Source organism: Actinosynnema sp. NPDC023587, from assembly GCF_040640215.1.
Lineage (GTDB): Bacteria > Actinomycetota > Actinomycetes > Mycobacteriales > Pseudonocardiaceae > Actinosynnema.
On sequence record NZ_JBFABG010000001.1, the window covers coordinates 218619 to 244928 of the forward strand.

Consider the following 26310-nt stretch of genomic DNA (forward strand, 5'->3'; position numbering starts at 1 on the left):
TTGACGGCGGCCGACGTCCGCGATCGGCCCCCCGGGCGCTTCCCGCCGTGGACTTCCCGCGGATCGTGGCTAGGTTCCAGTTCATGCGTTTACTCGGCCGGGTGGGCAGCCCGCAGGCGGTGCTGGCGGTGCTCACCGCGATCACCGGCGTCTACATGGGGCTCGTGGTGTGGGGGAACGTCACCGACTACGAGACCAACCGCGCGTTCGTCCAGCACGTGTTCGCGATGGACACGACCTTCCGCTCCCCCGGCACGATGTACCGGGCCGTCACCGACCAGACCGCCGTCACCGCCGCGTACGCCCTGATCATCGCCTGGGAGGCGCTGACCGCCGCCGTGCTGCTGGCCGCGCTGGTGGCGTGGCTGCGCGGCCGGGCGGCGGCCCGAGCGCTGTCGGCGGTCGGCTGGGTCATGCAGGTGCTGCTGTTCGGCGGCGGGTTCATCGTGGTCGGCGGCGAGTGGTTCCTGATGTGGCAGTCGGCGGAGTGGAACGGGCTGACCGCCGCGTTCCAGAACTTCGTGATCGCCTCGGTCGGGCTCATCCTGGCCCGGCTGTCCACAAAGGACGCGTGACCACCGGCGGCGGTGGCCGCCCGGTCAGCCGAGGATCTGGCGGAGCTGGTCGAGCAGCTCGGCCCGGCTGGTGCAGCCCAGGCGCTGCCGGATTCGCGCCACGTGGTGCTCGACGGTCTTGGCCGAGATGAACAGCCGGTCGCCGACCTGCCGGTAGGTCGACCCGCCGATCACCAGCTCGGCCACCTGGCGCTCGCGGTCGCTGAGCTTGCCCGCGTCACCGAGCCTGCCGGTCTCGACGGGCTCGGCGGCCGGTTCGGCGGGCTTGCGCGTCGCACCGGCCGGGCGGCCCTGCAACAGCCGCGCGCAGTCCAGCAGGCGCACCATGGCCTGCCGGTCGGAGGTCCTTATCGCCGCCTGGCCGGCCAGGCGCGCGGCGTCCCACCACTGGCCGACGGCGTGCAGGCCGCGAGCCGCGCTCTCCACCCGGTCCGCGTCGACCTTGCCCGCGAGCACGTCCAGCCAGCTCTCCGCGGCCGTCGACACGAGGGCGCTGTACCGGCCGCTGGGCGCGCACGCGGCCAGCGCCGCCGCGTGCTCCTCGGCGGCCGACGTCTCCTCGGCGATGATCGCCGCGTGCAGCAGGCTCCAGTGCAGCGGCACCGCCCACAGCGGCGGATCTCCCAGCCGCCGCACCAGGTCCCGGGCCGCGCCCAGGTGCGGCGTGAGCCGGTGCTGGTCGCGCAGCCGGGCCGCCGCGGCGGCGAACTCGCCCAGCGGCAGGAACGTGTAGAGGTCCACCGGGTGCCGCAGCACCGCTTCGCAAGCCTGCTCCCAGGTCCGCTTCAACGTCGCCAGGTCGCTGGTGCGCCGGGCGACGCCGACCTCCAGGGCCACCGCGAAGATCCAGTCCCGGGGTTCCAGCGGCCGGCCCGCCCTGCGCAGCGAGATCAGGGTTTCCCTGGCCTGCACCAGGTTCCCCCGGACCATCGCGATCCACGCCCGCAGCAGCCCGTGCCGGACGGTCATCAGCGTGCCGCCCAACGACGTGGCCAGCGCCCGGTCCAGCACCGACTCGGCCACCGCGAGCTCACCGCTGTGCAGCGCCACCAGCCCGGCCAGCGCGGCGGGCGTGTCCGGCAGCAGCACCGCCCGGCCGGCCGGTTCCAGCAGGCCGACCGCGCGGACCAGGGTGGACAGCGCGGTGGTCGGCGTGTCGCCGATCGACTCCAGGACCCCGTGCGCCATCAGCGACGCGCCGCCGTCGAGCAGGGTGGGCGGCGCGACCGGCAGCGGCCCGGCCGGCACCCGCCCGGTGCCGACCTGGCCGACCACCGCGAACGCCGTGGACGTGGCGCTGGGCGACCAGCGGTGCAGCTCGGTGCTGCGGGCGAGCTGGCCCCGGTGCGCCAGCGCGATCGCGGCGACCTCGGCCGCCGCGCCCCGGTGCGCCCGGTCCCCGGCCGAGAGCACCCGGTCGGCCAGCCGCAGCGCGGCGTCCAGGTCACCGGACAGGGCCGACGCGGCGGCCTGCCGCACCGCCACCTCGTCGTCCGGCGTGCCGACCGCGGCGAGCAGCCGGGCGGACAGCGCCGGGTCGGTGGGCAGCGCTTCCCTGGCCGCCGCCTGGAAGGCCTCGGCCGCGGCGGGTCCGCCGACGCCGGTGCCGAGCAGCGGTCGCACCAGGTGCAGCACCGGACCGCCGGACCGCATCTCCAGCTCGGCCAGCCGCTGCCGCACGGCGATCCGCCGGTCGGTGCGGCTCAGCGCCGCCACGGCGGTCCGCGCGATCGGCAGCAGCGTGCCGTCCGGGGCGAGCAGCCCGGTGGCCCGGCCCGCCTCGATCACCTCGCCCACGGCGTCGGAGTCCTTGTCCAGCAACGCTCCCAGCAGGTCGAGCCGGAGCGCCGCACCGGCCTCGGCGGCGAGCAGGAACTTCTGCACGGCCGGTTCCAGCCAGTCCAGGTCGGCCCGGAACGACGCGATCACCTCGGCCGGCACCTCGGCGGTGGTCACCCCGGCCAGCCGGGCCACGAACCGGGGCACCCCGCCGGTCTGCCGGTGCACGAAGTCCGCCAGCCCGCGCCCGGCGGCGGGCAGCACGGCCCGCACCTGCTCGCGGGTGAACGCCGCGGGCATCAGCGGCGGGCGCACCCGGCCGAGCGCCTCGGCCAGCGCCGCCAGCGCCCGCGACCGGGGCCACGGCCGGTAGGCGACGACGACCCGGGCGTCCCCCCGCTCGACGAGGGCCCGGAGGGACCCCAGCTCCGCGTCGCCGAGCAGGTGGGCGTCGTCCACGATCGTGGCCGCCACCCCCGCCTCCCGGTAGGCCCGCTCGACCTCCCGCAGCACGGTGGTCTTCCCGTACCCGCCGGGCGCGAGCACGCCCAGCCGGAGCACGGCGTCGGGTGCGGCGGCGATCTCCGCCGGCACCCGGCCGGCCGGGTCGGACAGCAGCGGGCGTTCGGTGGTCATGCGCGGGCTCAACGGCCGTCCTCGGCTGGGTCGCGGTCACGGGACCGCCCGGTGGCCGCCAGCCCGCGCACGACGCGCTTCACGGAGCGCCGTTCCGGCAGGTCCAGCGGCGTGATGTCGATCGGGGGGCGGGGCGGCGGGGCGGTGAACTCCTCGTCGGCGGGGGAGGTGGACCCGCCGACCGGGAAGCGCAGCAGCGGGTCGTCGTCGCGCACCAGCACCGACGTCTCGCTCGGCTCGGGCTCGTCCGGGCCGAGCAGCAGGTGCCGCCCGGCCAGCGCCGCGCCCTTGACCGCCGACGTCTCCGGCGCGGCCTCGAACACCACCCGGCCGGGCAGCAGCGACGAGATGAGCGGGATGCGCGCACTGCCGCCGACCAGCGCGGTCACCTCCAGCGGGGTGCCGCCGACCACCCGCTCGAACACGGCCACGGCGTGCTCGACGTCCGGCCGGATCAGCTCCTCGAACCGGGCCCGGGTCAGCGGCACCTCCACCACGCCGGACGGCAGGTGCACCGGGATGGCCGTCTCGACCGCGCCGGACAGCACCCGCTTGGCGGCCTCGCAGTCCCGGCGCAGCCGGGCGTGCAGACCCCGGGTACGCGGGTCGTCCGGGTCGAGTTCGGTGAACGGCCGCCCGAGCACCGTGCGGACGTGCTCGAACACCAGGTCGTCGAAGTCCGCGCCGGCCGCCTGGTCCACCCCCTCGGTCCGGGCCACCAGGTCGAACGGGGGCCGCACCACGGCCGCGCCGAACGCGTGGCTGCCCAGGTCGAACACGCCGACCGGGCCGCGCCCGAAGGACGCGGCGGCGGCCAGCGGTTCGGCCAGCAGGGTGACGTCCGGCAGGCCGACCGCGTGCAGAGCGCGGTGCGCGAGACCCTTGGCGTGCGGGCCCCACCCCGCCGGGTGCGCCAGCACGATCCGCGCGGCGGGTTCACCCTCGCGGTCGGCGACCTGGCCGGCCACCCACATCACCAGCAGGGCGGTCAGCTCCTCGGCCGGGTACCGCTCGGAGCCGAGCGCGACCGGCACGTCGTCGCCGACCCGGCGGGCGAAACCGGTGGCCGTCCAGCGCGGGTCGCCCGGCTCGCCCACGGCGAACGCGCCGTCGGCGGTGAGCTGCAACGACGACGCGACCCCGCCGCCGGGCCCGCCGAGCCCGACGAGCTCGGGCTCGGCCCGCCCGGCCCCGCCGAGCCGGCACACGGCGGCGGCGGTGCGGGTGGTGCCCACGTCGACCCCGAGGACGTACGGCAACTCGGAGCCTCCTCCACTCGACCGGTCGCGGTAACGGGTCCCAGTACGTACACGGGGCTACCGAGGAGTCACAAGCAGATCCCCTAATCCCCTAGGGAGTGAACGAGAACCACACCATCGTGGTTGCGGGATCTACTGGGAGTAATCCCCGATGGCGGCACATCCCCCGCTCACTACCTTGATCGTCATGGCCGGACCCACCCCTGCCGGTCCTGCCCACCTCGACCGATTCGACCAGGAGACACCCATCATGGGCACCAGCCCCGCCACGCTGCACGACTTCGTCCTCGACCTGCTGGGCAACCCCGCCCGGTTGGCCGACTTCCAGGCCGACGCCGAGGGGACCCTGGCCGACGCGGGCCTGGGCGACATCAGCGCCCTGGACGTGCAGGAGGTCCTGCCGCTGGTCCTCGACTACGTGCCCGCCGGGAGCCTGCCCGCCCTCGACGGCTCGGTGCTCAACGACCTCCCGCTGGACGCGGTGGACGCCCCCGGTGCCATCGGCCAGCTCCAGGCCGTCACCCAGCAGCTCTCCTTCGCCGGCGTGTCCGGCACGTCCGACGTGAACCTGGCGGCGGCGGGCGCGCTGAGCGCCGACGCCAACGGCCTGGAGATCTTCGGCGGCCTCGCCGGCTGGGGCCTGGTCGACACCGTCGCCTCCGCCGACGCGTCCGTGGCGGGTGACTTCTCGGCGGTCGGCGACGTGGCGCACACCCTGGACGACGCGCTGCCCACCACCCCGGTCAGCGACCTGGCCGGCACGACGTCCGGTTCCCTCGACCTCGCCCAGGCGGGCGGGGTCACCGGCGCGCTGCCCGGCGCGGACGGCCTGACCAGCCCGGTGTTCGGCACGGTCGACTCGCTCACCGGCGTGGTCGACGGCGTGACCGGCGGCCTCGCCGGCGACCTGACCCACGGCGCGCTCGACGTCGGCCACCTGGGCAACACCCTGAACGTGGACGGCCTGGGCGCGCTGCCCGAGCGCGAGCTGGGCCCGGAGACCGTGGTCGACACGGTCGAGGACTCGGCGGGCCGGCTGTCGCACGGCACGGGCGTGAGCGACATCACCGACCACGTGGGCGCGATCGACGTGCCGCTGCTGGGCGCGGGCCTCGACGACGTGCCGCTCCTCGGTGGTGGCGACATCAGCGACTCCCTGTTCTAGACCGCTGCCGATCGGCGCGGTCCGCGGGAGCGGTTGTGCCCGACCCCGGTCCCGGGGGCCTGCGGGCCGGGTCGGGCGTGGCGAGAGGGCCGGTGCCGTCCGAATGGACAGCACCGGCCCTCTTTCACCTCACCGAGTGAATACAGCAGACTCTTCCGGGTGATGTCCGCACCCTGGCTCGACGTGCTCGACGACACGATCCGGTCCTGCGCCGCCCACAACCGGCCCGACCTGGCCGAACGGCTGCGCGAGACGCGGAGCCGGCGGCTCGACCCCAAGCTGCGGGTGCTCGTCCTCGGCGAGCCCAGGCAGGGCAAGAGCCAACTGGTCAACGCGATGGTCAACGCGCCGGTGTGCGCGGTCGGCGACGACGTGACCACCGCCGTGCCGACGTTCGTGCAGCACGCCGAAACCCCCCACGCCGCCCTGGTCCGCACCCTGGCGAACACGCCCACCGAGCGCATCCCGGTGCCGCTCGACCAGCTCGCCGACCAGGTCAGCGCGGGCCGCACCGGCGAACTGCTCAGGGCCGAGGTCGGCATCCCGCGAGCCCTGCTCACGTCCGGCCTGGTGCTGATCGACACGCCGGGCGTCGGCGACCTGCGCCCCGCGCACACCGCCAGCACGTTCGCCGCGCTGCTCCAGGCCGACGCCGTGCTGATGGTCTCCGACGCCACCGCCGAGCTCACCGCGTCCGAGATCGAGCTCCTCAAGCAGGTCATGGCGTCGTGCCCGAACGTCACCGTGGTGCTGACCAAGATCGACATCGCGGCGCAGTGGCGGCGCGTGGTCGAGCGCAACCGGGCCCACCTGGCCCGCGCGGGCGTGGCGGCCAAGCTGATCCCGGTGTCCGCCGCGCTCCGGCTGCGCGCCGCGAAGACCGGCGACAAGGCGCTCAACGCCGAGTCCGGCTTCCCCGAGCTGCTGGCGTGCGTGCAGCAGGACATCGTCGCCGCCGCCGACGTGCTGGCCCGCCGCACGGTCGCGGTGACCGCCGCGTCCGCGATCAGGCAACTGGTCGCGCCGGTCCGCGAGGAGCTCACCGACCAGGGGCCGCAGACCACCATCGCCAAGCTGAACGAGGCCCAGCGGCGGATCGACGAGCTGCGCCGCCGGTCCGCGCGCTGGCAGACCGTGCTGTCCGACGAGATGGCCGACCTGGTGTCGGACCTGGAGTACGACCTCCGCGACCGGACCCGGCGAATCCTGCGCGAGGTGGACAAGACCTTCGAGACGGCCGACCCGGCGCGCGGCTGGCCGGCGTTCGAGGACTGGCTGGAGGACAACCTCACCGAGGCCGCCGCGACCAACTTCACCTGGCTGCTGGACCGGTCCGCGTGGGTCGCCGAGAAGGTCGCGCGCAGCTTCCCGGTGCACCTGGACGACCTGCGGCCGGACTCGGTGCTCCCGGCCGACGTGCTGGAGCGGGTGTCCAAGATGGACAAACCGGTGATCGAGCGGTTCAGCGTGGGCCAGAAGCTGTTCACCGGCCTGCGCGGCTCGTACGGCGGGGTGCTGATGTTCGGCCTGGTGACCAGCCTCGCCGGGATGCCGCTGATCAACGTGATCTCGCTGGGCGCGGGCGCGCTGTTCGGCGGCAAGTCCATCATGGACGAGAGCGACCAGCGGCTCAAGCGCAGGCAGGCCGCCGCCCGGACCGCCGCGCAACGGCACGTGGACGACTTCTTCATCAAGTTCAACAAGGACTTCCGGGACGCCGCCCGCACCATCCAGCGCGGCCTGCGCGGCCACTTCAGCACCCTCGCCGACGACCTCCAGGAGACCCTGCTCGAATCGGCCCGCAGCGCGCGCCGCGCCGTGCAGGACGACGCCACCGAGCGGGAGCGCCGGGCCCGCGAGGCCAAGCGCGAGCTCGACCGGCTCGTCCAGCTCTACCAGCGGGTCCAGGCGATCGCGGGCAGCGCGCCGCCGCTGGGGATCAGCGCGTGACGCTCGCCGACGAGGTCTGGGCGCTGCTGGAGGAGGCGTTGGCGGTCTACCGGGACAGCCCGCGCGCCGTGGCGTGGCTGCGCGGCCACCAGGCGCGGTTCGCCGAACCGGTCCGGGTGGCGGTGGCGGGCGCGCCGCGCGCCGGCAAGTCGACCGTGGCGAACGCGCTGATCGGCGAGGAGTTCGTGCCCACCGGCACGTTCACCTGGTACCGGGACGGCGGGCGACCGCGCGCCTCGGTCGGACCGCACGAGGTGCCGATCGCCCGCCGGGACGGCCGCGCGTTCGTGGACGCGGGCGAGGCCGACCGGGTCGACGTGGAGTGGCCGTCCCGGTCGCTGCGCGAGCTGACGCTGATCGACACGCCGGCGGGCGCGCCGGTCGAGCAGGTGTACGGCGAAGCGGACGCGGTGCTGTACCTGACCCGGCACGTGCACAGCACGGACCTGCGCTACCTGCGGACCGCGCACGACCACCCGGTGGCGCGGGCCGCGCCGGTGAACACGGTGCTGGTGCTGGCCCGCGCCGACGAGATCGGCGGCGGCCGGATCGACGCGCTGTCCTCGGCCAAGCAGATCGCCCGCCGCTACCGGCGCGAGGCACAGGTGAAACCGCTGTGCCAGAACGTGATCGCGGTAGCCGGCCTGCTCGCCGTGGCGGCCCGCACGCTGCGCCCGGACGAGTTCGCCGCGCTGGCGTCCCTGGCGTCGCTGGCCCGCACCGAGCTGGACGACCACCTGCTGTCGGCGGACAGGTTCGTCGGCGAGGACTTCCCGGTGCGGCTGGACCCGGCGGTCCGGCGCGGGCTGGTGGACCGGTTCGGCATCTTCGGCGTGCGCCTCACGACCACGCTGATCCGCCAGGGTTTCGACACCCAGGTGAGGTTGACCGGGCAACTGGTGCAGCGCAGCGGGCTGGGCGAGCTGCGCGAGTCGATCGGGGCGTACTTCGGCGAGCGGCAGGACGTGCTGAAGTCGCGATCCGCGCTGCTGGGGCTGGACGTGGTGCTGCGCAACGAACCCCGGCCGGGGTCGGCCGGGTTGGCGGCGGGCGTGGAGCGGGTCCTGGCTTCGGCCCACGACTTCCGCGAGCTGCGGTTGCTCGCGGCGTTGCAGAGCGGGCGGGCCACGCTGCCCGGTGAGCTGGCCGGCGAGGCGACCCGGCTGGTGGGCGGGCTGGGGACGACCGTGCCGGCGCGCTTGGGCGTGGAGTACCAGCCCACGGACGCGGAGCTGCGGCAGGAGGTGCTGGAGACGGTGGGGCGGTGGCGGGAGCAGGCGGCGAATCCCGCGTACGACCAGACCCAGCGCCGAGCGGCGGCCGTGGTCGTCCGTAGCTGCGAAGCGATGCTCGTCGGGTTGGGTTGAGCGCGGGGCGGGTGCGGTGCGCGGCGGGGCTGGGCGGTGCGGTGCGCGGTGGGGCGGGGAGAGCGGGCGCGAAGAGCGTCCTCGCCGGACGGGCAGACCGCCAAGGATGACAAGGGAGTTGGCGTCGTGCCATCCCCGTACGGCCTGGTCAAAGACAACCACAGGCGTCAAGGGGGTCTTGCCGGCGTCGGGGTTGGTGGTGCGGTCTATCCCCTTGACACCTGCGGTTCCCTGCGGGCAGGCCATACGGGGATGACACGCAGCCGGCGGGGGTGCGTTGCGCACGCGGTGCGGGGTGCCCGCGTCCAGGGGGAAGTAGCGCTCGTCCAGGGGGCTCCGGGTGCGGCCACCAGGTCGATCGGCTCTACCGCGATGGCGGCGACCTCCAGGTCCGGTGCGGTCACGGCGGCCTCCAGCGCCAGCGCCAGGTCGAGGCCACCGCTCCGCGCGTCCGCGATCCGTGGCGGAAGGCGCACACCGATTCCGGCGCGCCGGGCAGGCGGTCGAACAGCCGGGTGGCCAGGTGCCGCGCCAGCGCTTTGACCTGGCTCGTCATCGACGATACCGATCGGACTCATCGCGAGGGGTCGTTGAATTCGATGCCTCGGCTGTTGGAGGCTGAGCTCATGACAGACGTGCTGCGCTACACCGCCTTCTCCACGGACCCGGAGGGCGGCAACCCGGCCGGCGTGGTCCTCGACGCCGCCGGACTCACCGACGCCGGGATGCTGGCGATCGCGGCGGAGGTGGGGTACTCCGAGACGGCGTTCGTCTTCCCGCACGACGAACCCGACTCGTACCACGTGCGCTACTACAGCCCCGAGGTCGAAGTTCCGTTCTGCGGGCACGCCACGGTGGCCACCGCCGTGGCCATGGACCACGTCGGCACGCTGGCGTTCCACACGCTCTCGGGCGAGGTCGTGGTGGACACCGACGGCAGGACCGCGACGCTGACCAGCGTCCCGACGACGTCCAAGCCGGTGGGCACCGAGGACCTGGACCGGGCCCTGGGCGCGCTGGGCTGGGGGCACGACGAGCTGGACCCGCGCTACCCGGCGCGCTGGGCGTTCGGCGGGGCGTGGCACCTCGTGCTGGCGGCGAAGACCCGGGAACGGCTGGCGGACCTCGACTACGACTTCGACGGCCTGCGTGACCTGCTGACGCGCAACGAGGCCGTCACAGCACACCTGGTCTTCGAGCGCGAAGAGGACGTGTTCGACGCCCGCGACCCGTTCCCCGTGGGCGGGGTGGTGGAGGACGCGGCGACGGGGGCGGCGGCGTTGGCCTTCGGCGGGTACCTGAGGTCGATCGGACGGGTTCCCGGACCGCGCACGCTGACCATCCACCAGGGCGACGACATGGGTCGCCCCAGCGTCCTGAGCGTCGACGTGCGCCCCGACGGGGATCGGGTGAGGGTCACGGGAGCCGCCGTCCCCCTCTAGGTCGTACGGGTGGTCAGGTGCGGTCCAGCACGACCACGGGGATCTCGCGGTCGGTCTTCTCCTGGTAGCCCTCGTAGTCGGGCCACACCTCGTTCATGAGCTTCCACAGCGCGGCGCGCTCGTCGCCGGTGGCGGTCCGGGCCGTGGCGGTGAACTCGTCCGCGCCCACCCGGACGTCGACCGCCGGGTTGTCCGCCAGGTTCTTGTACCAGGCCGGGTGGTCCGGCGCGCCGCCGTTGGAAGCCACCACGACGTAGGCGTCGCCGTGCGGTTGGTAGATCAACGCGGTGCGGCGGGGTTGTCCGGACTTTCGGCCAGTTGTCGTAAGCAGCAGCGTGTAGACGCCGGAGCGCCACTCGTGGCCCTGCGTGCCACCGGATTCGACGTAGTTGCGGATGTGCTCGTTCACCCAGCCGACGGGGCTGTCCACTACTGCCATGGTCCTGAAACTACCGAGAACGCGGCGGGGCCGCCGGTCGCTACTCCGCAGTCACGACCGGCGGCCCGCAACGGGGTGGGGACGTCCGCCTCGCACCCCCTCGGCCAGTCACCGGCTCCCCGGCGTGTCCCGACACTTCCGCCCGCGTAAACGGTGTTCGGGTCGCACGACCACGTCCGCGACGGGACGTGGCTCAGGACGGGACGGCCAAAGCTGGGTGGTGCCCACACTCAGTAGATCTGGCTGGCGCGCATGGCTTCCTCTCCACTTCACGGGGACTTCGCCAACTATGGCGGCCGTGAGGGGTGGCGGCTCATTCAAAAGGGGGATAGAAGAGCGTTATGCCCGAGCTTGAACTCCGCCACCTCCGCGCGGTGTGCGCGATCTCCGACGAGGGAAGTCTCACCAAGGCCGCGATCAGGCTGGGCCTGACGCAACCCGCGATGAGCGCCCAGCTCCGGACGGTCGAGCGCATCGTGGGCGGGCAGCTTTTTGATCGCACCCCGGGCGGCAGTGTCGCGACGGACCTGGGCAAACAGGTCGTCGGCACGGCCCGGCTGGTGCTCGACGAAGTGGAACAACTGGTCAGCCTGGCGAAGGAGAAGACCCGCGACGGAACACCCGGACCACTCCGGGTGGGCGGTGTGCCCACCCTGTTCTTCGGCCACTTCGTGGAGGAGTTGCGCCGGACCATCCCCTGCTCGGAAGTCCGCACGCAGATCGCCCCCGGTGGCTCCGACCTGCTGGAGCAGTTGGTCAGCGGCCAGGTGCACCTGGGCCTGATCGACCGGTTCGAGGGCATGGAACGCCGTGAGCTGCGCGGCCTGGAGATCCGGCGGTTGATCGCCGAGCCGCAGTTCGTCGCCCTGCCCGACTGGGACCCCCTGGGCGAGCAGGACGAGGTCGACCTGGCCCTGCTGGCCGACCGCGACTGGGTCGCGCCGCCGGACGAACTGGTCGGCAACCGGCTCCAGATCTTCAGCGTGTGCGCCGACGCGGGGTTCACGCCCCGGCTGACGCACCACGTCAACGAGGCGTCCAGTGCCCGCAGCCTGGTCGCCAAGGGCGCGGTGTCGTTCGCGCTCCCGCAGTCGCGCAGCGGCGACGGGATCGTCATCAAGCCGCTGCGCGGGGCACCGCTCGTGGTGGACCTGATGCTGGCCACCCGCCGCGAGGGTCCCGCCGCCGGACGGGCCCACGACGTGTTCGCCTGCGCGGCCCGCGCCTACCACGCGGTGCTGCCCCGCAACCCCGGTTACGCCAAGTGGTGGGCGGACAACCCGCGGGCCCACCCGGAAATCGACGCCGCGCTGATCCTGGCGGGCGACCGGTAACCGGCCTGGTCCGGGACGAGGAACTCCGGGGGTCCGCTTCACGCGACCCCGGAGTTCCCTCTTCACCGGCTCAGCCGAGGGCGGCCCGCACGCCGCGTCGAGAACGTGTGACAGCTCACCACCGCACCTCCGATCTGGATCGGTCCACCTGGACGGAGAAGTCGGGTGATCGGCCGTCCGAGGCCGCAGAGATCGGAGGTCTGGCTCGTCGGCTAGTCCAACACCAGGTGAATTTCGGGTGAGCTTTGCCAGAATGGCCTCATGTCGCACTCCTTCACCGACGATACCCACCCGGCCGAGCCCTACCCGGGCGCTCGGCCGGGACACTGCTTCGTGCACCTCGACGGCGCGGGCTGGCCGGTCACCCCGGACCCGGCCGCCGACTCCGGGTGGCGGGTCGCGCCCGACGGCCGAGATCTCGACGACTGGCTCGCCGACCACGGCGAGCCACCCCTGGCGGCCCGGATGCCGGTGCTCGCCTACGGCTCCAACGCCAACCCCGCCAAGGTCACCTGGCTCCGCGAGGAACTCGGCCTGACCGGCCCCGCCGTCGTGCTGCGGGCCCGCTGCGAGGGCTTCTCGGCGGTCTGGGCCGCCGGGCTCCGCAAGACCGACGGGCAGCGCCCGGCGACGCTGGCCGCCGCGCCCGGCGTGGCGGAGGAGCACGCGGTGTGGTTCGCCACCGCCGACCAGCTCCGCGTCCTGGACCGCTGCGAGGGTCGCGGCCTGCGCTACCGGCTCGTGCGCGTGCACACCGGCGAGGTCACCCTGTTCGACGGCGCGCGGGTGGACTCCGTGCTCGCCTACACCGGCGCGGGCACCCGCCGGATGCCCCTGCTCTCCGGTGGCCGTCCGGTGCGCTGCGCGGACGTCGACCAGCGCGGCGCGGGCGCGCTCGGCGGCCGTCCCGCCGAGACCGACGGCCTGGACGTCACCCCCGTGCACGGCGAACCGTCGCCGGACGACTGGCCCGACCGGTTGTTCGCCTACGGCACCCTCCAGCCCGGCACGACCGCCTGGCACCTGGTGCGCCCGCACGTGACCGGCGAGCCGGAGCCCGCGCGGCTGCCCGGCACCCTGCTCGACACCGGCCGGGGCTACCCGGCGCTGCGACCCGGCGACGGACCCGGCGTGCCGGGGCACGTGCTGCGCCTGCGCTCGCCCGAGGACGCCCTGCCCGCGCTGGACGAGTACGAGGGCCCGGACTACCGGCGGGTCCGGGTGACCATGCCCGACGGCCGGGTGTGCTGGACCTACCTGTGGACCGCCGGGGTCGACGGGCTGCCGCCGCTCCCGGGCGGTTGGGTCGAAAAGCGACTGTGATGCGCCCGATACGGTGAATTCCTGTCGGACCGGGCGACCGTTCCGCCGAATGGGTACGTCCTGGTGATAGGACCACGACCCAGGAGGTGGACATGAGGCGACTCGTCGTGTGCGGCGCTCTGGTGCTGCTCGGCTCGGCGTGCGGCAGTCCCCAGCAGGCCGCCGACACCTCGGCGCTCCCGACCACGCTCTCGACGAGCGGCACCGCACCGGGCAGCGGCAGCGTCGCGCCCGTGCCGCCGACCTCGCCCGTCGAGGCCGCGCCGGTGTCCACCCGGTGCACGTCGGCGGCGCTGACCGGCGAGGTCGGCTCGGTGGACCCGGCCGCCGGCAACCGGCACGCCACGTTCAAGGTGACCAACAACGGCCCCGCGACGTGCACCCTGAACGGCTACAGCGGGTTCCAGTTGCTCGACGGGTCCGGGCAGCCGGTGCCGACGAACCTCCAGCGCAACGAGGACCCGGGTCCCGCGCCGATCACCCTGGACCCCGGCGCGAGCGCGGCGGCGAACCTGCGCTGGACCGTCGTGCCGACCGGTGACGAGCCCGTGGACGGCCCGTGCGAGCCGGAGGCGGCCAAGGCCGCCGCCATCCCGCCGGACGAGACCGAGCCGATGACCGTGGCCTGGACCTACGGCCCGGTGTGCGGCGGGGGGAAGATCGAGATCAGCGCGTTCTACGCTGCCTAGGTGATCCAGACGAACGTGCCCGGCCACGCCGGGGAAATCGCTGTCCGCACCTGGCCCAACCTGGAGGCGACCTGGCTCGCCGTCCTGGTGCACGGGTACGGGGAGCACAGCGGCCGGTACGGGCACGTCGCGGAGCGGCTGGTCGAGGCGGGCGCGCTGGTCGTCGCACCGGATCACGTCGGGCACGGCGGGTCCGAGGGCGAGCGCGCGTTGCTCCCGTCGTTGGACGACGTGGTCACGGACGTGGGCGCGGCGATCGAGTCCGCCGCCGTGGACCTGCCCGTGGTGCTGATCGGGCACTCCTTCGGCGGCCTGGTCGCGACCCGGTACGCCCAGCGGCACCGGGTGGCGGCGCTGGTGCTGTCCGCGCCGGTGCTCGGCACCTGGGAGGGGCTGGACGTGCTGGGCCTGGCCGAGCTCCCGGACGTGTCGCTCGACCCCGCGCTGCTGTCCCGCGACGCCGAGGTGGGCAAGGCGTACGCGGCCGATCCGCTGGTCTGGCACGGGCCGTTCAAGAGGCCGACGCTGGAGGCCGTGGAACGGGCCCTGGAGGAGGCGAACTACGGGCCGACGCTGGAGAGCCTGCCCACGCTGTGGCTGCACGGCGAGGCGGACGAGCTGGTGCCGCTGGCGGACACCCGGACCGGCACGGACCGGATTCGCGGCCTGCTGTTCGAGGAGCGGGTGTACCCCGGCGCGCGGCACGAGGTGTTCAACGAGACCAACCGGGACGAGGTGCTGGACGACGTGGTCGCGTTCGTGCGGCGGGTGCTCGACCGGTAGCGGGACCGGGCGCGCGGGCAGCGGGTGGGCCCGCCGGGCCGGACCCCCGTCCCACAACGGCTCCCGGGCGGGAACCGTTGCGGGAGCGGCGGGTGTGAGCGGTCCTCACCAAGTCTGGTCGGTGGGGCGCACCAGGATCTCGTTGACGGCGACGTGGTCCGGCCGGCTCACCGCGTACAGCACGGCGTCGGCCACGTCCTCCGGCCGGAGCTGGCGCAGTTCGGCGATCCGCTGCTCGACGGCCTCCCGGCCCGCCGGATCGGTGATGTGCTCGCGCAACTCGGTCTCCACCACGCCCGGCTCGACCACGACCACCCGCACGCCGCGCCGGGTGACCTCCTGCCGCAGCGACTCGCTGAACGCGTTCAGCCCCGCCTTGGTGGCGTTGTAGACGCCGGTCCCGGCCCGCACCACCCGCGCGGCCGTGGACGACACCTGGACCACCGCGCCGCGCCGCTCCAGCAGGTGCGGGAGCGCCGCGTGGGTCAGGAACATGACGCCGAGGAGGTTCGTCGACACCATCCGCGTCCAGTCGGTGGTGTCCGCGCCCTCGATGTCACCCAGCAGCATCACGCCGGCGTTGTTCACCAGCACGTCGAGCCCGCCGAACACCTCGACGGTCCGCTCGACGGCGGCCCGGCACGCGGCCTCGTCCGTCACGTCGAGTTCCAGCGCGAGCACCTCGACCCCGTCGCCGGCCAGGCGCTCCTCCAACGCCGCCAACCGGTCCACCCGCCGCGCGGCCACCACGACCGACGCCCCCGCGCGCCCCAGCGCCACGGCCGTCGCCTCGCCGATGCCCGACGACGCCCCGGTGACCAGTGCGGTCCTGCCCTGAAGGTTGTTCGACATGGCTCCAGCAAACACGCTGGAGCGTGCTCCAGGTCAAGCGGCGACCTGCGCGACGCCTCCCGGTCCTCGACACTGGGCCGAGCCGGGGAAGACGCGGCGTGGGCGTTCGTGGACAATTTCCCCGCGATGGTGGGAGAAGACCTGGAGTTGTTGATCACGGTGGTGGTCGCGGCCGACGACGAGCGGCAGGCGCGGGCGGCCTGCGCCGGCCTGCTTCGGCGGGTCGGCGGTCAGGTCGTGCAGGCGGGCGACTGCTCCGACGAGGAGCCCGGCTGCTGGTCGGTGACCGTCAGCCGGGCCAGTGGCGAGCGCGCGACGCAGAACGTGGCGGGCGCGCTGGCCAGGGCCGTGCGGACGTTCGTGCGGTCGCTGGGCGAGGAGTTCCCGGTGCCCCCGGTGGCCTGCGAGCCGCCGACCGCGTGGACGGTGCTGGACGAGCCGGACCTCCTGGGCGGGTTGGTGCCGGGCGCGGAGCGGTTGCTCGTGGAGGCGTGGGCGGGCGGCGACCCGCAGCGCCGGGACGCCGTGCCCGAACCCGTGGCGGGGGTTGCCGCCGAGCCCGAAGCGGGTACCCGCATGCTGTTGCGGGTGGACGTCGCGACGGACCGGTCCGCCGGTGCGGAGTGGCAGGCGCGGGCGGTAGCCAGCCGGGTGGCGCGAAGTGGCAAGATCACCCGAGTGGCTCCACATGGGCATCTACTGAGCGTGCACGTCGATCTCGGATCGAGCGTCAATTCGCCCACGGTCGCGCTACTCGACGCGGTGTCGTCATTGGGCCGTTCGGGGTGGACGTCCGTGGAGTGGGCCGGCGAATCCGCGACGACGCGCTGGTCAGCAGTACCCGTCCCAGCAGCCGGGATCGCCGCGATGGAACTCAGCGCCACCCCGGCCTCGGCATTCGTGTGGACGGTGCCCGACTGAGATCAGAATGACTAATCCGATCGAGTGGATTTCCTCTACCACCCGGTCAGCCGATCTTGCTTGTGAAACGTGCGACTTTCGGTACTACTTTCAACTACAGGAACTCCAGCGTTGTAGGAGGGGTCGGGAACCGACATGGCCAGCATCGAAGAGGTTCGCGCCGCGATCGCCCAGGCCGTCGAAAAGGCCACCCAGAGCCAGCAGGCCCTGCAACAGGCAGCCGACCTGGCCGAGGACGCCCAGGCGCTGCTCAGCACCGCCACCCAGGGCAGCGTCCAGGGCGACGTGGAACAGGCCAACGGGCAATTCGCCGAAGTGGTGAGCGGGGTGACCGATCTCCAGAAGTTCCTCGGTGCCGGCATTTCGCAGGCCGAAAGCATCAACAGCCGGCTGTGAACACGTGACGTCGGTCGCCGAGGTCCGACTCGCGCTCGAACAGAGCTGCGAGTTCCTCCGTGATGCCTACCGGAGCGTCCGGGAGGCGCAAGCCGCCCTGGACGAGGCGGTCGACCTCCTCGTCGAGGCGAGCGCCAACCACCACGAGTCCCTGGTCCCCGCCGGGTTCGTCAAGGCCCGGGAGCGGTTCGCCGACGAACTCGACCTGATCGTCGGCAGCCTGGACCTGGTCCAGCGGCTCGCCGTGGAGCTGTGACGTGATCAAGCGCGACGAGCGCCGGAGGCGGATCGAGGACTCCTTCGAGGAGTTCCGGAGGGCGGTCGCGGCCGTCCTCGGGAACGCCTCGCGGGAGCTCCGCCAACTCGCGGACGACCGCGCGCGCGACATGTTCGAGGTGGTGCTGCGGGGCGAGGGCGTGGATCGGGCCCTCGCCGACCCGGTGCTGGCCAAGGCGTTGCGGAAGGAGAAGTTCCAGCAGCAGTTGGCCCGCACGCTGATCGACCGCGTCGAGGCGTTCCGCGAGTGGTCCGAGGGCGGGCCCGCCCAGTTGACCGCCCTGGTGAACGCCGTCGCGCCCGGTCCGGCGTCGTGGCCGCCGGAGGCGTGGCTGGGCCGGCCGGGCGCGGCCGACGGCAGCGACGGCGTGCCGGAGCTGTGGCGGATCGGCACGGGCGTGGTGCGCGGCGCGCCGGAACCGCAGTCGTTCCCGGTCGCGGTGCCCCTGCTGGACCACTCGCACCTGCACGTCACGTCGGTCCCGGACAGCCGGGGCGCGGCCGACGCGCTGGTGGAGAACCTGTTGCTGCGGCTGGTCAGCTACTTCCAGCCCGGACTGGTGCACATCCACGTCTGGGACGTCAACCAGCTCACCGGCTCGCTGCCCGGCCTGTACCCGCTGACCCGCGCGGGCCTGCTCACCGTGCACGACCCGGCGCGGCTGCACGAGCTGCTCGACGAGCTGTCCGACCACATCCGCCGGGTGCACACCGGCGTGCTGGTGGAGGGGCACCAGTCGGTGCGCGCGGTCGGCGGCCGGCGCACCGAGCCGTGGCGGGTGGCGGTGCTGTTCGGCAACCGGCAGGCGCTCAAGGAGGAGCACCAGCAGCAACTGCAACGCGTGGCGCGCAACGGTTTGGCCTGCGGCGTGCAGTTGATCATCGTGGACATCCCGGTCACCGTGAACTCGCCGATCGAGACCGTGGCGATCGCCGCCGACCACACCGCGACGTGCACCATGACCGGCAAGCAGGTGACGGTCGCGCTCGACGCGCAGTTCCCGCAGAACCAGGTCCCCCAGGCGTGCGCGGAGATCGCCAAGAAGCGCGAGGAGCGCCGCACGCGGCTGAGCACGTTCGCGGACCTGCTGCCGGAGTCGCTGTGGCGGGAGAGCTCGGCGGCGGGCGTGCTCGCCCCGGTCGGCTACCACGAGGGCGAGCCGGTGCACGTGGGGCTGGGCGACACCTCGCCGCACGCGCTGATCGGCGGCCCGAGCGGGTCGGGCAAGACGAACTTCCTGTACGCGATGCTGGGCAGCCTGGCCGCCCGCTACCACCCGGACGAGCTGGAGCTGTACCTCCTCGACTTCAAGGAGGGCGTGTCGTTCGCGCAGTTCGCGCCGGGCCGCAAGGACCCGACGTGGCTGCCGCACGCCCGGCTGGTCGGCGTGAACGTCAACACCGACCGCGAGTTCGGCGTGGCGCTGCTGCGGTTCCTGGCCGACGAGATGCGCCGGCGCGCGGACGCGGCCAAGCGGCACGAGGTCACCAAGCTGGAGCAACTGCGCGAGGAGGACCCGGACGGCCACTGGCCGAGGATCGTCGCCGTGGTGGACGAGTTCCAGTACCTGTTCGGCGAACGCGACCAGGTCACCGCGCAGGCCACCCAGTTGCTGGAGGACGTGGCCCGGCGCGGCCGTTCGCAGGGCATCCACCTGGTGCTGTCCAGCCAGGACGTCTCGGGCATCGAGGGCTTCTGGGGCAAGTCGGCGATCTTCGAGCAGTTCACCGTGCGCATCGCGCTGCCCAAGGCGCGCCGGGTGCTGGCCGAGCCGCAGAACGACGCCGCGGTGGAGCTGCCGCGCTGGCACGCGGTGGTCAACCACGAGTCGGGCGTGCGGCCGGGCAACGAGATCGCCCGCATCCCGGACGCCACCGGCCGGGGCACGTTCGACCGGCTCCAGGCGGAACTGCACGACCGCCGCCCGGCCGGGTTGTCCGAGCCGATCCTGTTCGACGGCAGCAAGGTGCCCGACCTCCGAACGCTGCCGGACTTCCAGGCCCTGCGGCCGGCGGACGGCAACCCGACCGTGCTGCTGGGCCAGGTCATCGACGTGGCGGGCAGCGCGGCCAAGGTGCGCTTCGCCCGCACCCCGGGCCGGAACATCGCGGTGATCGGCTCGATCCCGGAGGAGGCGGCGGGCGTGCTCGCCGGTGCCGCGCTGTCCCTCGCGCGGCAGCACGAACCGGGTCAGGCGGTGTTCAGCCTGGCGTGCCTGGCCGAGGACGCGTTGCCGCACGCGGAACTGCTGCACAAGCAGCTCCAGAACGCGGGCCACACCGCCAGCCTGACGGGATTGTCGGGCGAGAACGACAACATTCGCCTCCTGCTCGACAAGACCGCTGAGGGGCTCAACGAGTCCATCAAGGGCGAGAACACAACACAGCTTCTCCCCCACTACCTGGTGGTGTACGCCGTCGACGGCGCGCACACCCTGCTGGAGCAGAAGAATCCCACCACACGGGCGTCCGGAGTGGACAGTCTGCGCACGGTGCTCAAGCACGGTCCGGAGAACCGAACCCACCTGCTCGGCTGGTGGCGCGGTCCGCAGCGGCTGAAGAACAGCCTGCCGCCCGGCGTGTACGACGACATCGGCGCGTGGCTGGCGTTCGACGTCCAGGGCAAGGAACTGCTGTCGTTCGGGCCGGAGCAGGTCATGGCGTGGTCACCCCGACCACGCCGGGGTTTGTTCTTCGACAGGTTCGAGCATTCCCGTCCGCAGGTGGTCATCCCGTTCGACACCGGGGAGGATTCATGATCAGCCACGCATCGGTGGTGCCCGCGCAGCGCAGTGGCGTCGCCGGGTCGGAGGTGGTCACGGTCTCCGCGGTGGAGCGGTACAAGGAGATCGTCGGGCTGGCCGGCGCGGCGGTCGAGAAGATGCGCGACCAGGACCGCGACCGGGTGCGCGAGCTGCTGGAGCGCCTGGCGGCCTCGCAGGACCGGGTGGCGGAGCTGATCGAGCAGGAGAAGCTGAGCCAGGTCGGCGTGCGCCTGCTGTGGGAGGCGGCGGTCGACGCGCTCTGGGAGGAGCGCTGGATGACGATGAAGCCGATCCCGGAGCCGGACGAATCGGTGCCGGCCCGCGACCAGCGCGACTACTTCACCGCGATGGACGTGGCGTACCAGACGCTGGAGGACGCGCTCCAGCGGCGAGGGCTCCTGCGCCGCAGGAGTTCCTAGCCGCCGGCGGCACCAGGTCGGGATGCCGCCGGCCGGCGGGCGGTGGTCGGTGCGGCGGCGGGCGGTGGGGTGGCAGCGGGTGCGACGGCCCGGTCATCCGGTACCGGACCGCCGCACCCGCCTACCGACACCGTGCTGGACCGCGCAAGGCCGGTCAAAGCCCCTCGCCCGCACAGCGCACCGCCGTTGGGCCACCCGGCACCCCGTCCGCCGGAGCCGGGACGCTCCGTGAGCACCCGGGCCCGCCGCTGGGCCGGGGAGGTGAACGGTCAGAACGTCCAGGACAGCGACACGGTCGGCTCGGTCTCCGCTCCCGTGCGGGCGTAGGTCGCCAACGCCGCCGCGTTGTCCGGCTCGGTGGCCGTGAACGCGCCGAAGCACCCGCGCTCGCGGGCCAGCAGCAGCAACGCTTCCACCAGCGCCGTCCCGATCCCCCGCCGCTGGAACCCGTCCTCGACCCCGAGTTCGTAGAGGAACATCTCGGTGCCCTTGTCCGGATGGGTGGTCTCGACGCCCGTCACGAACCCCGCCGCGCGCCCGTCCGCGTACGCGACCAGCAGGTGGTTGCCGCGCTCGCCCAGGAACCGCCGGGTGGCGTCCTCCAGCGGCGGGTCGTCGAACAGGTGCCCGATCGACGCCACGGCGTCGTACGAGGTGATGCGCCGGATCTCCACGCCGGCGAGGGTAGACCGTCGGAGATGATGCCGTCATGCGTGTTCTGCGGAACCCGGACGAGGTGGCGGCGGCGAACCCGGACCCGCTCGTCCGCTGGGCGGCCCAGTGCGTCCTGCCCGGTCGGGGCGGGGTGGCGTGGGCGCACGGCGACGCGGTGGGCGTGCTCGCGCCGAAGCTCAGCCGGCACGACCGGCTGGTGCTGGCCGGGTCGGTGGACGGCGTCGCGGCGATCCTGCGCGCCCGCGCCCGCCCCGGCGTGCGCCCCCTGGTGCTCGGCGAGGTGGCGGCCCGGCTGCCGGAGCACCCGGTGCGGGCCGCGTTCGGCTGGATGGAGCGCACCGGCGCGCTCGACGCCCCCGAACCGCCCTGGCTGGACGCCACCGCCTGGGACGACGTGGAATCGCTGCTGCGCAAGGCGAATCCGCACTCCTACGCCTGGCCGTACGAGCCGGGTCCGCGCCGGTGGGCCGGTGTCCGCGCCGAGGACGGCGCGCTCGCCGCCGTCGGCGCGGACGCGTGGTCGGCACCGGGGGTCGGGTTCGTCGCCGGCGTCGCCACCCACCCCGACCACCGCGGCCGGGGCCTGTCCACCCGGATCTGCGCGGCGCTGACCGGCGCGCTGCTCCGCGAGGAGGGCACCTGCGCGTTGATGGTGGACGCGGGGAACCGGGCCGCGATCACGGTCTACCGGCGGTTGGGCTACACCTACCGGGGCGTGTGCTCACTGGGCGACGCAGGTCACACCGGCCGGCCGGAACACCCCGCCGGCGCGCCGGGGTTGACGGAGGCATGACCGCACCGAGCACCGCGCAGGAGATCCGACTGGCGTCCCGCCCGCAGGGCGTGCCGACGCCGGAGAACTTCGAACTCGTCGCGGTGCCGGTCGAGCCGCCCGGTGAGGGCCAGGTCCTGGTGCGCAACCTGGTGATGAGCGTGGACCCGTACATGCGCGGCCGGATGAACGACGCCAAGTCCTACGTCGCGCCGTTCGAGGTCGGCAAGGCGCTGGAGGGCGGCGCGGTCGGCGAGGTCGTCGTGTCGAACGCGCCGGGCTTCGCGGTCGGGGACAAGGTCCTGCACGGCCTGGGCTGGCGCGAGTACGCCACGGTGGCCGCCGAGCACGTCGTGAAGGTGGACCCGGAGCGCGCGCCGCTGGGCGCGTACCTGGGCGTGCTGGGCATGCCCGGTCTCACCGCGTACGCGGGCCTGGTGGACGTGGCGGGCCTCAAGGAGGGCGACGCCGTGTTCGTGTCCGGCGCGGCGGGCGCGGTCGGCCAGGTCGCGGGCCAGGTGGCGAAGCTGCGCGGCGCGCGGCGGGTCGTCGGCAGCGCGGGCACCGACGCCAAGGTGGCGTACCTGGTCGACGAACTGGGCTTCGACGCGGCCTTCAACTACAAGGACGCCCCGGTGACCGAGCAGCTCGCAGCGGCAGCGCCGGACGGGATCGACGTGTTCTTCGACAATGTCGGCGGCGACCACCTGGAAGCCGCGATCGCCTCGTTCAACCCCCACGGCCGCGCGGCGCTGTGCGGTGCGATCTCGGTCTACAACGCGACCACGCCCCAGCCCGGCCCGCGCAACCTCGGTCTCGCGGTCGGCAAGCGCCTGACGCTGCGCGGTTTCCTGGTCCGCGACCACGCGCACCTCCAGGAGCGGTTCGTGCGCGAGGTCGGCGGCTGGATCGCCGAGGGCCGGTTGCGCTACACCGAGACCACCACCGAGGGCGGCCTGGCGAAGGCACCCGGGGCGTTCCTGGGGATGCTGCGCGGCGACAACACCGGCAAGGCCCTCGTCACGTTCTGAGCCGGCGGGAGGTCCAGCCCCCGTCGGGCACCAGTTCGCCGGCCGCCGCGACCACCCGGCCCCCGTGCACTACCAGGGTGCGCGGCGCGCGGTCCATCACCGCCGCCGTCACGGTGTCGCCGGGCACCACGACCAGGTCGGCCGGCGACCCCTCGGTGAGGCCGTGCGGCCGGCCGACGACCGACGCGCCGCCCCTGGTCGTGATGTCCGCGCACATCTCGACCAGGGCGTCCTGCCGGAAACCGCTGCGGTAGGCCAGTTGCCAGGTCCGGTCGAGCATGTCGCCGTTGCCGTAGGGCGACCAGTAGTCGCGCGTCCCGTCCTGCCCCAGCCCCAGCCGCACGCCGGCCCGCCGCAACTCGCGCAGCGGCAGCGGTTCCCGCGCGCCGGGCGCGACCGTGGTCACCGCCACGTCGTGCTCCGCGAGCAGCCCGATCAGCTCGCGCTGCCGCTCGGCGTCCACGGAGGACAGCGCGAAGGCGTGGCTGACGGTGACCTCGCCGCGCATGTCCAGCGCGGCGACCCGCTCGCAGATCAGCTCGATCTGGAACGCGCCCAGCGACCCGGCGTCGTGCAGGTGCACGTCCACCCCGCGTTGGTGCTTGTCGGCCAGTCCGAAGACGACGTCCAGGTGCCCCACCGGGTCGCGGTCGTAGCCCGCCGGGTCGAGGCCGCCGACCAGGTCCGCGCCCGCCCGCAGCGCGGCTTCCAGCAGGTCGGCGGTGCCCTTCTCGCGCAGGATGCCGCACTGCGGGAACGCCACGACCTCCACGGTCGCGCGCCGGGCGTGCGCCTCGCGGGCGGCCAGCACGCCCTCCAGCTTGTCCAGCCCGGAGTCCACGTCGACCTGCGCGTGGCTGCGCACGATCGTCGCGCCGGCCGCGATGGTCAGCCCCAGGGTGTGCGTGGCGCGCTCGGCCACGCCGCGTTCCGCCGAGCGCCAGTTGCGCCGGTCGTCGTCGATCAGCTCGGCCAGGCCCGGCCCGGCGCTGTGCGGCCGGAACGGCAGGCCGAGCCGGGTCGAGTCGAGGTGCGCGTGGACGTCCGCGAAGGACGGCAGCAGCACCCCGCCCCCACCGTCCACGACGGACACCCCCGGCGGGGCCGCCAGGCCGACGCCGAAGGAGGCCACCAGCCCGTCAGCGCACAGGACGTCCACGGCGGGCGCGTCGGTGCTGGTGGGCCACGGCCGCACGGAACGGATCAGCAGGTCACCGGTCACGGACGTGAAACTAGCCCGGACGGGAGGAGCCTGCCAGGGTTGAGCACGCCGGTCGGGTCCGGCGTCCGCCTGACCGACGCCGGCACGTCCACCTCCCGCCGCCCACGCCGGACCTCGGGCGCGGCCGGTCGTCGCCCGCGCCGCCGGTTCGGCATCTCGTCGACGGGCAAGACGAAGGGGACCCCCTGCCCAGGAGGTCCCCTTCGGTCCGCACTACCTCGTCACTCGCCGATGATCGTCACTCGCCGATGATCGGCTTGGCCGCCTTCGGCGGCTCCTCGATCAGCGGCTCGCCTTCCAGCCGCACCTTGCGCTGGTGGTCCTTGCCGTCGCCCTGACCGGGCTGACCGGCCATGGGGGCCATCATGCCGCCCGCGCCCATGCCGCCACGGCCCGCGCCACCGGCACCGCCGGCACCACCGCCCGCGGCACCCGCCGCACCAGCGCCCGCGCCCGCTGCCAGCACGCCGGACGAACCGCCTGCCTGGAGCGTCTGGCCGGAGCCCGCGCCACCGGCACCGGCACCGCCGCCGCCCGCGAACCCGCCACCGCCGCCACCGGCGAAGCCGCCGCCGCCACCACCGAGACCAGCACCGCCACCGCCGACACCAGCGCCACCGCCACCGGCCGTGTGCGGCAGGTCGCTCGACGTGAACGGCTTGACCGTCGGGATGGGCGGCGTGGTGCCCGCCGTGCCGGTCGCGTGCGTGGTGTCGCGCGACGCCGCCGGGTACGTGATCGGGTTGACCTTCGGCGGCAACTGCGACGAGCCGCCACCGGCCGGCACCCACCGGCCCGGCTCCCAGTGGCCGCCCGCGTTCGGGCCGCCGCTGCCGGAACCGCCGCTGCCGCCGGCGCTGCCGCCGGGCATCGGCGGCCGGCTCACCACGGGGCCACCCGTGGACACGCCGCCGCCGGTGCCACCGGGGTAGGTGACGCCGTCGGGGTTGCCGACGCTCCCGGCCGGCGTCGGCGGCCGGCTGACCACCGGGCCGGCGTTCGGGGAACCGCTGGTGCCGGTGTTGCCACCGCCGCCGCTCGCGCCGCTGCCCGGCGTGTACCGGTCACGCGCGTTGCGGTCCACGTTCGCCAACTGCTCCTGGGTGAGCCCGAGGCCGCCGGCGGAGTTGCGCGGACCGGCACCGCCCGAGCCGCCCTTGTTGGCGTGCGTCATGGAGGTGATCGCCTGGAGGATCTGCTTGGCGGTCGACGCGATCGACTGCACCGACTTCACCAGGTCGATCAGCTTCTTGAGCGAGTCACCGAGCTTCTTCAGGAAGTCCATCAGCTTCTTGGCGTAGTTCACGGCCATCGTCACGATGTCCGAGATCGCCGCCCCGATGGCCGCGCCGAAGGTCAGGAAGGACGCCGCCAGCCACTGGATGATCTTCATGACCATGTCCGACACGGCCTGGCTGATCAGGTCCATGATGGTCTTGCGGACCGTCGCGACCAGCTCGCCCGCGCCCTTGGCCGCGCCGGAGATGCCCTTCACGGCCTTGGCCAGGGTCTCCAGGCCGCTGGAGTGCTTCTTGCTCGCCTCGCGGTAGCCGTCGGCCGAGCGGCCCTTCCAGCCCTTGGTCTCCTGCTCGGAGGTGCGCCGGTAGTCCGCGACGATGCCCTCGATCTGCTTGGCCGCCGAGGCCCAGCTATCGGACATCTTCTGGATCTGCTCCGGGCTGCCCAGCAGCGCGTCGAACGGCTCCTTCAGGAAGCTGACGTGCTGGATGGCCCAACTGAAGCCCGCCGACAGGAAGCCCGACAGCGGGTTCGTGGACAGGCCGACGATGCTCATGGCCGTGTTGGCGATGCCGAGGCCCGCCTGCACCCAGTCGCCCCGCTCGACCGCCGACACGGTCCCCTGCACGTCGGTGATCAGGAACGACGGGTCGCGCTGCTGGGTGCTCGCCTGCGTGCTCATCCGCGCGCCTTTCCGGTGAACCCGAACGCGTTGTCGAGGTCGACGTTCTCGTAGAGGTCGGCGACCTCCTTGAGACCCTGGGCCATGTCGGCGATGGTCTCGGTGGCCTGGCCGAGGATGTCCTGCGAGACACCGGCGGTCTTCAGCAGGAAGGAGGCCAGGAACGACGCGAACGCGCCGAACGCGTCGGTCGACAGCGACGGGTCGGCGGTGTTGGTCGCCGAGAGCATCCGCTGCGTCAACTGGTCGACCGTGCCGGCGTGCGCCCGGATCTCCTCCGGGCTCACGTTGAACGACACGAACATGGACATCTACCCCC

At 73.6% G+C, this 26310-nt stretch carries 25 protein-coding genes; 16 read left to right on the forward strand and 9 right to left on the reverse strand.

Going from position 1 to position 26310, the window contains the following annotated elements:
- Positions 1-83: 83 nt before the first annotated feature.
- A complete protein-coding gene (locus tag AB0G01_RS01090) occupies positions 84-575 on the forward strand; it encodes a DUF2165 domain-containing protein (RefSeq protein WP_360938095.1) in 492 nt (163 codons plus the stop codon).
- A gap of 24 nt (positions 576-599) precedes the next feature.
- Here AB0G01_RS01090 and AB0G01_RS01095 read toward each other — a convergent pair whose 3' ends face one another.
- Both AB0G01_RS01095 and AB0G01_RS01100 read right to left on the reverse strand, forming a co-directional pair.
- The gene (locus tag AB0G01_RS01095) at positions 600-2990 is read right to left on the reverse strand and encodes a helix-turn-helix transcriptional regulator (protein ID WP_360938098.1); all 2391 of its coding nucleotides are present in this window, start codon (positions 2988-2990) and stop codon (positions 600-602) included.
- A gap of 8 nt (positions 2991-2998) precedes the next feature.
- Positions 2999-4249 (reverse strand): Hsp70 family protein, encoded by a 1251-nt coding sequence (locus AB0G01_RS01100; protein WP_360938101.1) that lies wholly within the window; start codon positions 4247-4249, stop codon positions 2999-3001.
- Between the two features lie 250 nt (positions 4250-4499).
- On the opposite strand from AB0G01_RS01100, the gene AB0G01_RS01105 reads away from it, so the two are divergent.
- The 3 genes from AB0G01_RS01105 (at position 4500) to AB0G01_RS01115 (ending at position 8731) form a co-directional block, all read left to right on the forward strand.
- A complete protein-coding gene (locus tag AB0G01_RS01105) occupies positions 4500-5414 on the forward strand; it encodes an IniB N-terminal domain-containing protein (RefSeq protein WP_360938104.1) in 915 nt (304 codons plus the stop codon).
- A gap of 162 nt (positions 5415-5576) precedes the next feature.
- Positions 5577-7364, forward strand: a complete 1788-nt coding sequence (locus AB0G01_RS01110) for a dynamin family protein (RefSeq protein WP_360938107.1) — start codon at positions 5577-5579, stop codon at positions 7362-7364.
- On the forward strand, positions 7361-8731 hold the full coding sequence (locus AB0G01_RS01115; RefSeq protein WP_360938110.1) for a hypothetical protein: 1371 nt from the start codon (positions 7361-7363) through the stop codon (positions 8729-8731). Before AB0G01_RS01110 ends, AB0G01_RS01115 begins: the two co-directional genes overlap by 4 nt.
- 400 nt (positions 8732-9131) lie before the next feature.
- On the opposite strand, the gene AB0G01_RS01120 is transcribed toward AB0G01_RS01115, so the two are convergent.
- Positions 9132-9287, reverse strand: coding sequence for a hypothetical protein (locus tag AB0G01_RS01120; RefSeq protein WP_360938113.1), 156 nt, complete (start codon positions 9285-9287; stop codon positions 9132-9134).
- Between the two features lie 70 nt (positions 9288-9357).
- Between AB0G01_RS01120 and AB0G01_RS01125 the strand changes: the two genes are divergently transcribed.
- Complete coding sequence (locus AB0G01_RS01125; protein WP_360938116.1) at positions 9358-10173, forward strand: PhzF family phenazine biosynthesis protein; 816 nt, start codon at positions 9358-9360, stop codon at positions 10171-10173.
- A 13-nt stretch (positions 10174-10186) separates the two neighbouring features.
- Here the strand turns inward: AB0G01_RS01125 and AB0G01_RS01130 are convergent, their stop codons facing one another.
- Complete coding sequence (locus tag AB0G01_RS01130) at positions 10187-10612, reverse strand: nitroreductase family deazaflavin-dependent oxidoreductase (RefSeq protein ID WP_360938118.1); 426 nt, start codon at positions 10610-10612, stop codon at positions 10187-10189.
- Positions 10613-10953: 341 nt separating this feature from the next.
- On the opposite strand from AB0G01_RS01130, the gene AB0G01_RS01135 reads away from it, so the two are divergent.
- The 4 genes from AB0G01_RS01135 to AB0G01_RS01150 all read left to right on the forward strand — a co-directional run bounded on the left by AB0G01_RS01135 (position 10954) and on the right by AB0G01_RS01150 (position 14741).
- Positions 10954-11946, forward strand: a complete 993-nt coding sequence (locus AB0G01_RS01135; RefSeq protein ID WP_360938121.1) for a LysR family transcriptional regulator — start codon at positions 10954-10956, stop codon at positions 11944-11946.
- Between the two features lie 261 nt (positions 11947-12207).
- Positions 12208-13269 carry a gamma-glutamylcyclotransferase gene (locus AB0G01_RS01140; protein WP_360938124.1) on the forward strand — a complete coding sequence of 354 codons (1062 nt, stop codon included), beginning with the start codon at positions 12208-12210 and terminating at the stop codon, positions 13267-13269.
- Positions 13270-13361: 92 nt separating this feature from the next.
- A complete protein-coding gene (locus AB0G01_RS01145; protein ID WP_360938127.1) occupies positions 13362-13958 on the forward strand; it encodes a DUF4232 domain-containing protein in 597 nt (198 codons plus the stop codon).
- Complete coding sequence (locus tag AB0G01_RS01150; RefSeq protein WP_360938130.1) at positions 13959-14741, forward strand: lysophospholipase; 783 nt, start codon at positions 13959-13961, stop codon at positions 14739-14741.
- Between the two features lie 105 nt (positions 14742-14846).
- Here the strand turns inward: AB0G01_RS01150 and AB0G01_RS01155 are convergent, their stop codons facing one another.
- Positions 14847-15593: an SDR family NAD(P)-dependent oxidoreductase gene (locus AB0G01_RS01155; RefSeq protein WP_360938133.1), complete on the reverse strand. Its 747-nt coding sequence runs from the start codon at positions 15591-15593 to the stop codon at positions 14847-14849.
- Between the two features lie 126 nt (positions 15594-15719).
- On the opposite strand from AB0G01_RS01155, the gene AB0G01_RS01160 reads away from it, so the two are divergent.
- The 5 genes from AB0G01_RS01160 (at position 15720) to AB0G01_RS01180 (ending at position 20370) form a co-directional block, all read left to right on the forward strand.
- Complete coding sequence (locus AB0G01_RS01160; protein WP_360938136.1) at positions 15720-16514, forward strand: hypothetical protein; 795 nt, start codon at positions 15720-15722, stop codon at positions 16512-16514.
- Between the two features lie 135 nt (positions 16515-16649).
- On the forward strand, positions 16650-16910 hold the full coding sequence (locus AB0G01_RS01165) for a hypothetical protein (RefSeq protein WP_360938139.1): 261 nt from the start codon (positions 16650-16652) through the stop codon (positions 16908-16910).
- 4 nt (positions 16911-16914) lie between these two features.
- Positions 16915-17166 carry a hypothetical protein gene (locus AB0G01_RS01170; RefSeq protein WP_360938142.1) on the forward strand — a complete coding sequence of 84 codons (252 nt, stop codon included), beginning with the start codon at positions 16915-16917 and terminating at the stop codon, positions 17164-17166.
- A 1-nt stretch (position 17167) separates the two neighbouring features.
- Entirely contained in the window at positions 17168-19945 is a 2778-nt protein-coding gene (locus AB0G01_RS01175; RefSeq protein WP_360938145.1) for an FtsK/SpoIIIE domain-containing protein, read from the forward strand.
- Positions 19942-20370 carry a hypothetical protein gene (locus AB0G01_RS01180; protein ID WP_360938148.1) on the forward strand — a complete coding sequence of 143 codons (429 nt, stop codon included), beginning with the start codon at positions 19942-19944 and terminating at the stop codon, positions 20368-20370. The genes AB0G01_RS01175 and AB0G01_RS01180 overlap by 4 nt, the downstream gene beginning before the upstream one ends.
- Positions 20371-20639: 269 nt before the next feature.
- Here AB0G01_RS01180 and AB0G01_RS01185 read toward each other — a convergent pair whose 3' ends face one another.
- Positions 20640-21044, reverse strand: coding sequence for a GNAT family N-acetyltransferase (locus AB0G01_RS01185; protein WP_360938151.1), 405 nt, complete (start codon positions 21042-21044; stop codon positions 20640-20642).
- Positions 21045-21079: 35 nt separating this feature from the next.
- Between AB0G01_RS01185 and AB0G01_RS01190 the strand changes: the two genes are divergently transcribed.
- Together AB0G01_RS01190 and AB0G01_RS01195 are read left to right on the forward strand one after the other, a co-directional pair.
- A complete protein-coding gene (locus AB0G01_RS01190; protein WP_360938154.1) occupies positions 21080-21838 on the forward strand; it encodes a GNAT family N-acetyltransferase in 759 nt (252 codons plus the stop codon).
- Positions 21835-22848: an NADP-dependent oxidoreductase gene (locus tag AB0G01_RS01195; RefSeq protein WP_360938157.1), complete on the forward strand. Its 1014-nt coding sequence runs from the start codon at positions 21835-21837 to the stop codon at positions 22846-22848. Before AB0G01_RS01190 ends, AB0G01_RS01195 begins: the two co-directional genes overlap by 4 nt.
- Here the strand turns inward: AB0G01_RS01195 and AB0G01_RS01200 are convergent.
- From AB0G01_RS01200 to AB0G01_RS01210, 3 genes are all read right to left on the reverse strand, one after another.
- The gene (locus AB0G01_RS01200; protein WP_360938160.1) at positions 22838-24070 is read right to left on the reverse strand and encodes an amidohydrolase; all 1233 of its coding nucleotides are present in this window, start codon (positions 24068-24070) and stop codon (positions 22838-22840) included. The genes AB0G01_RS01195 and AB0G01_RS01200 overlap by 11 nt on opposite strands.
- Positions 24071-24308: 238 nt before the next feature.
- Positions 24309-25991 (reverse strand): hypothetical protein, encoded by a 1683-nt coding sequence (locus AB0G01_RS01205; protein WP_360938163.1) that lies wholly within the window; start codon positions 25989-25991, stop codon positions 24309-24311.
- Positions 25988-26302, reverse strand: a complete 315-nt coding sequence (locus AB0G01_RS01210; protein WP_360938166.1) for a type VII secretion target — start codon at positions 26300-26302, stop codon at positions 25988-25990. The genes AB0G01_RS01205 and AB0G01_RS01210 overlap by 4 nt, the downstream gene beginning before the upstream one ends.
- Between the last annotated feature and the right edge of the window lie 8 nt (positions 26303-26310).

Coding starts and splice junctions, on each gene's coding strand:
- AB0G01_RS01090 (WP_360938095.1), top strand. CDS start 84: ATGCGTTTACTCGGCCGGGTGGGCAGCCCGCAGGCGGTGCTGGCGGTG.
- AB0G01_RS01095 (WP_360938098.1), bottom strand. CDS start 2,990: ATGACCACCGAACGCCCGCTGCTGTCCGACCCGGCCGGCCGGGTGCCG.
- AB0G01_RS01105 (WP_360938104.1), top strand. CDS start 4,500: ATGGGCACCAGCCCCGCCACGCTGCACGACTTCGTCCTCGACCTGCTG.
- AB0G01_RS01110 (WP_360938107.1), top strand. CDS start 5,577: ATGTCCGCACCCTGGCTCGACGTGCTCGACGACACGATCCGGTCCTGC.
- AB0G01_RS01120 (WP_360938113.1), bottom strand. CDS start 9,287: ATGACGAGCCAGGTCAAAGCGCTGGCGCGGCACCTGGCCACCCGGCTG.
- AB0G01_RS01125 (WP_360938116.1), top strand. CDS start 9,358: ATGACAGACGTGCTGCGCTACACCGCCTTCTCCACGGACCCGGAGGGC.
- AB0G01_RS01130 (WP_360938118.1), bottom strand. CDS start 10,612: ATGGCAGTAGTGGACAGCCCCGTCGGCTGGGTGAACGAGCACATCCGC.
- AB0G01_RS01135 (WP_360938121.1), top strand. CDS start 10,954: ATGCCCGAGCTTGAACTCCGCCACCTCCGCGCGGTGTGCGCGATCTCC.
- AB0G01_RS01140 (WP_360938124.1), top strand. CDS start 12,208: ATGTCGCACTCCTTCACCGACGATACCCACCCGGCCGAGCCCTACCCG.
- AB0G01_RS01145 (WP_360938127.1), top strand. CDS start 13,362: ATGAGGCGACTCGTCGTGTGCGGCGCTCTGGTGCTGCTCGGCTCGGCG.
- AB0G01_RS01155 (WP_360938133.1), bottom strand. CDS start 15,593: ATGTCGAACAACCTTCAGGGCAGGACCGCACTGGTCACCGGGGCGTCG.
- AB0G01_RS01160 (WP_360938136.1), top strand. CDS start 15,720: ATGGTGGGAGAAGACCTGGAGTTGTTGATCACGGTGGTGGTCGCGGCC.
- AB0G01_RS01165 (WP_360938139.1), top strand. CDS start 16,650: ATGGCCAGCATCGAAGAGGTTCGCGCCGCGATCGCCCAGGCCGTCGAA.
- AB0G01_RS01180 (WP_360938148.1), top strand. CDS start 19,942: ATGATCAGCCACGCATCGGTGGTGCCCGCGCAGCGCAGTGGCGTCGCC.
- AB0G01_RS01190 (WP_360938154.1), top strand. CDS start 21,080: ATGCGTGTTCTGCGGAACCCGGACGAGGTGGCGGCGGCGAACCCGGAC.
- AB0G01_RS01195 (WP_360938157.1), top strand. CDS start 21,835: ATGACCGCACCGAGCACCGCGCAGGAGATCCGACTGGCGTCCCGCCCG.
- AB0G01_RS01205 (WP_360938163.1), bottom strand. CDS start 25,991: ATGAGCACGCAGGCGAGCACCCAGCAGCGCGACCCGTCGTTCCTGATC.
- AB0G01_RS01210 (WP_360938166.1), bottom strand. CDS start 26,302: ATGTCCATGTTCGTGTCGTTCAACGTGAGCCCGGAGGAGATCCGGGCG.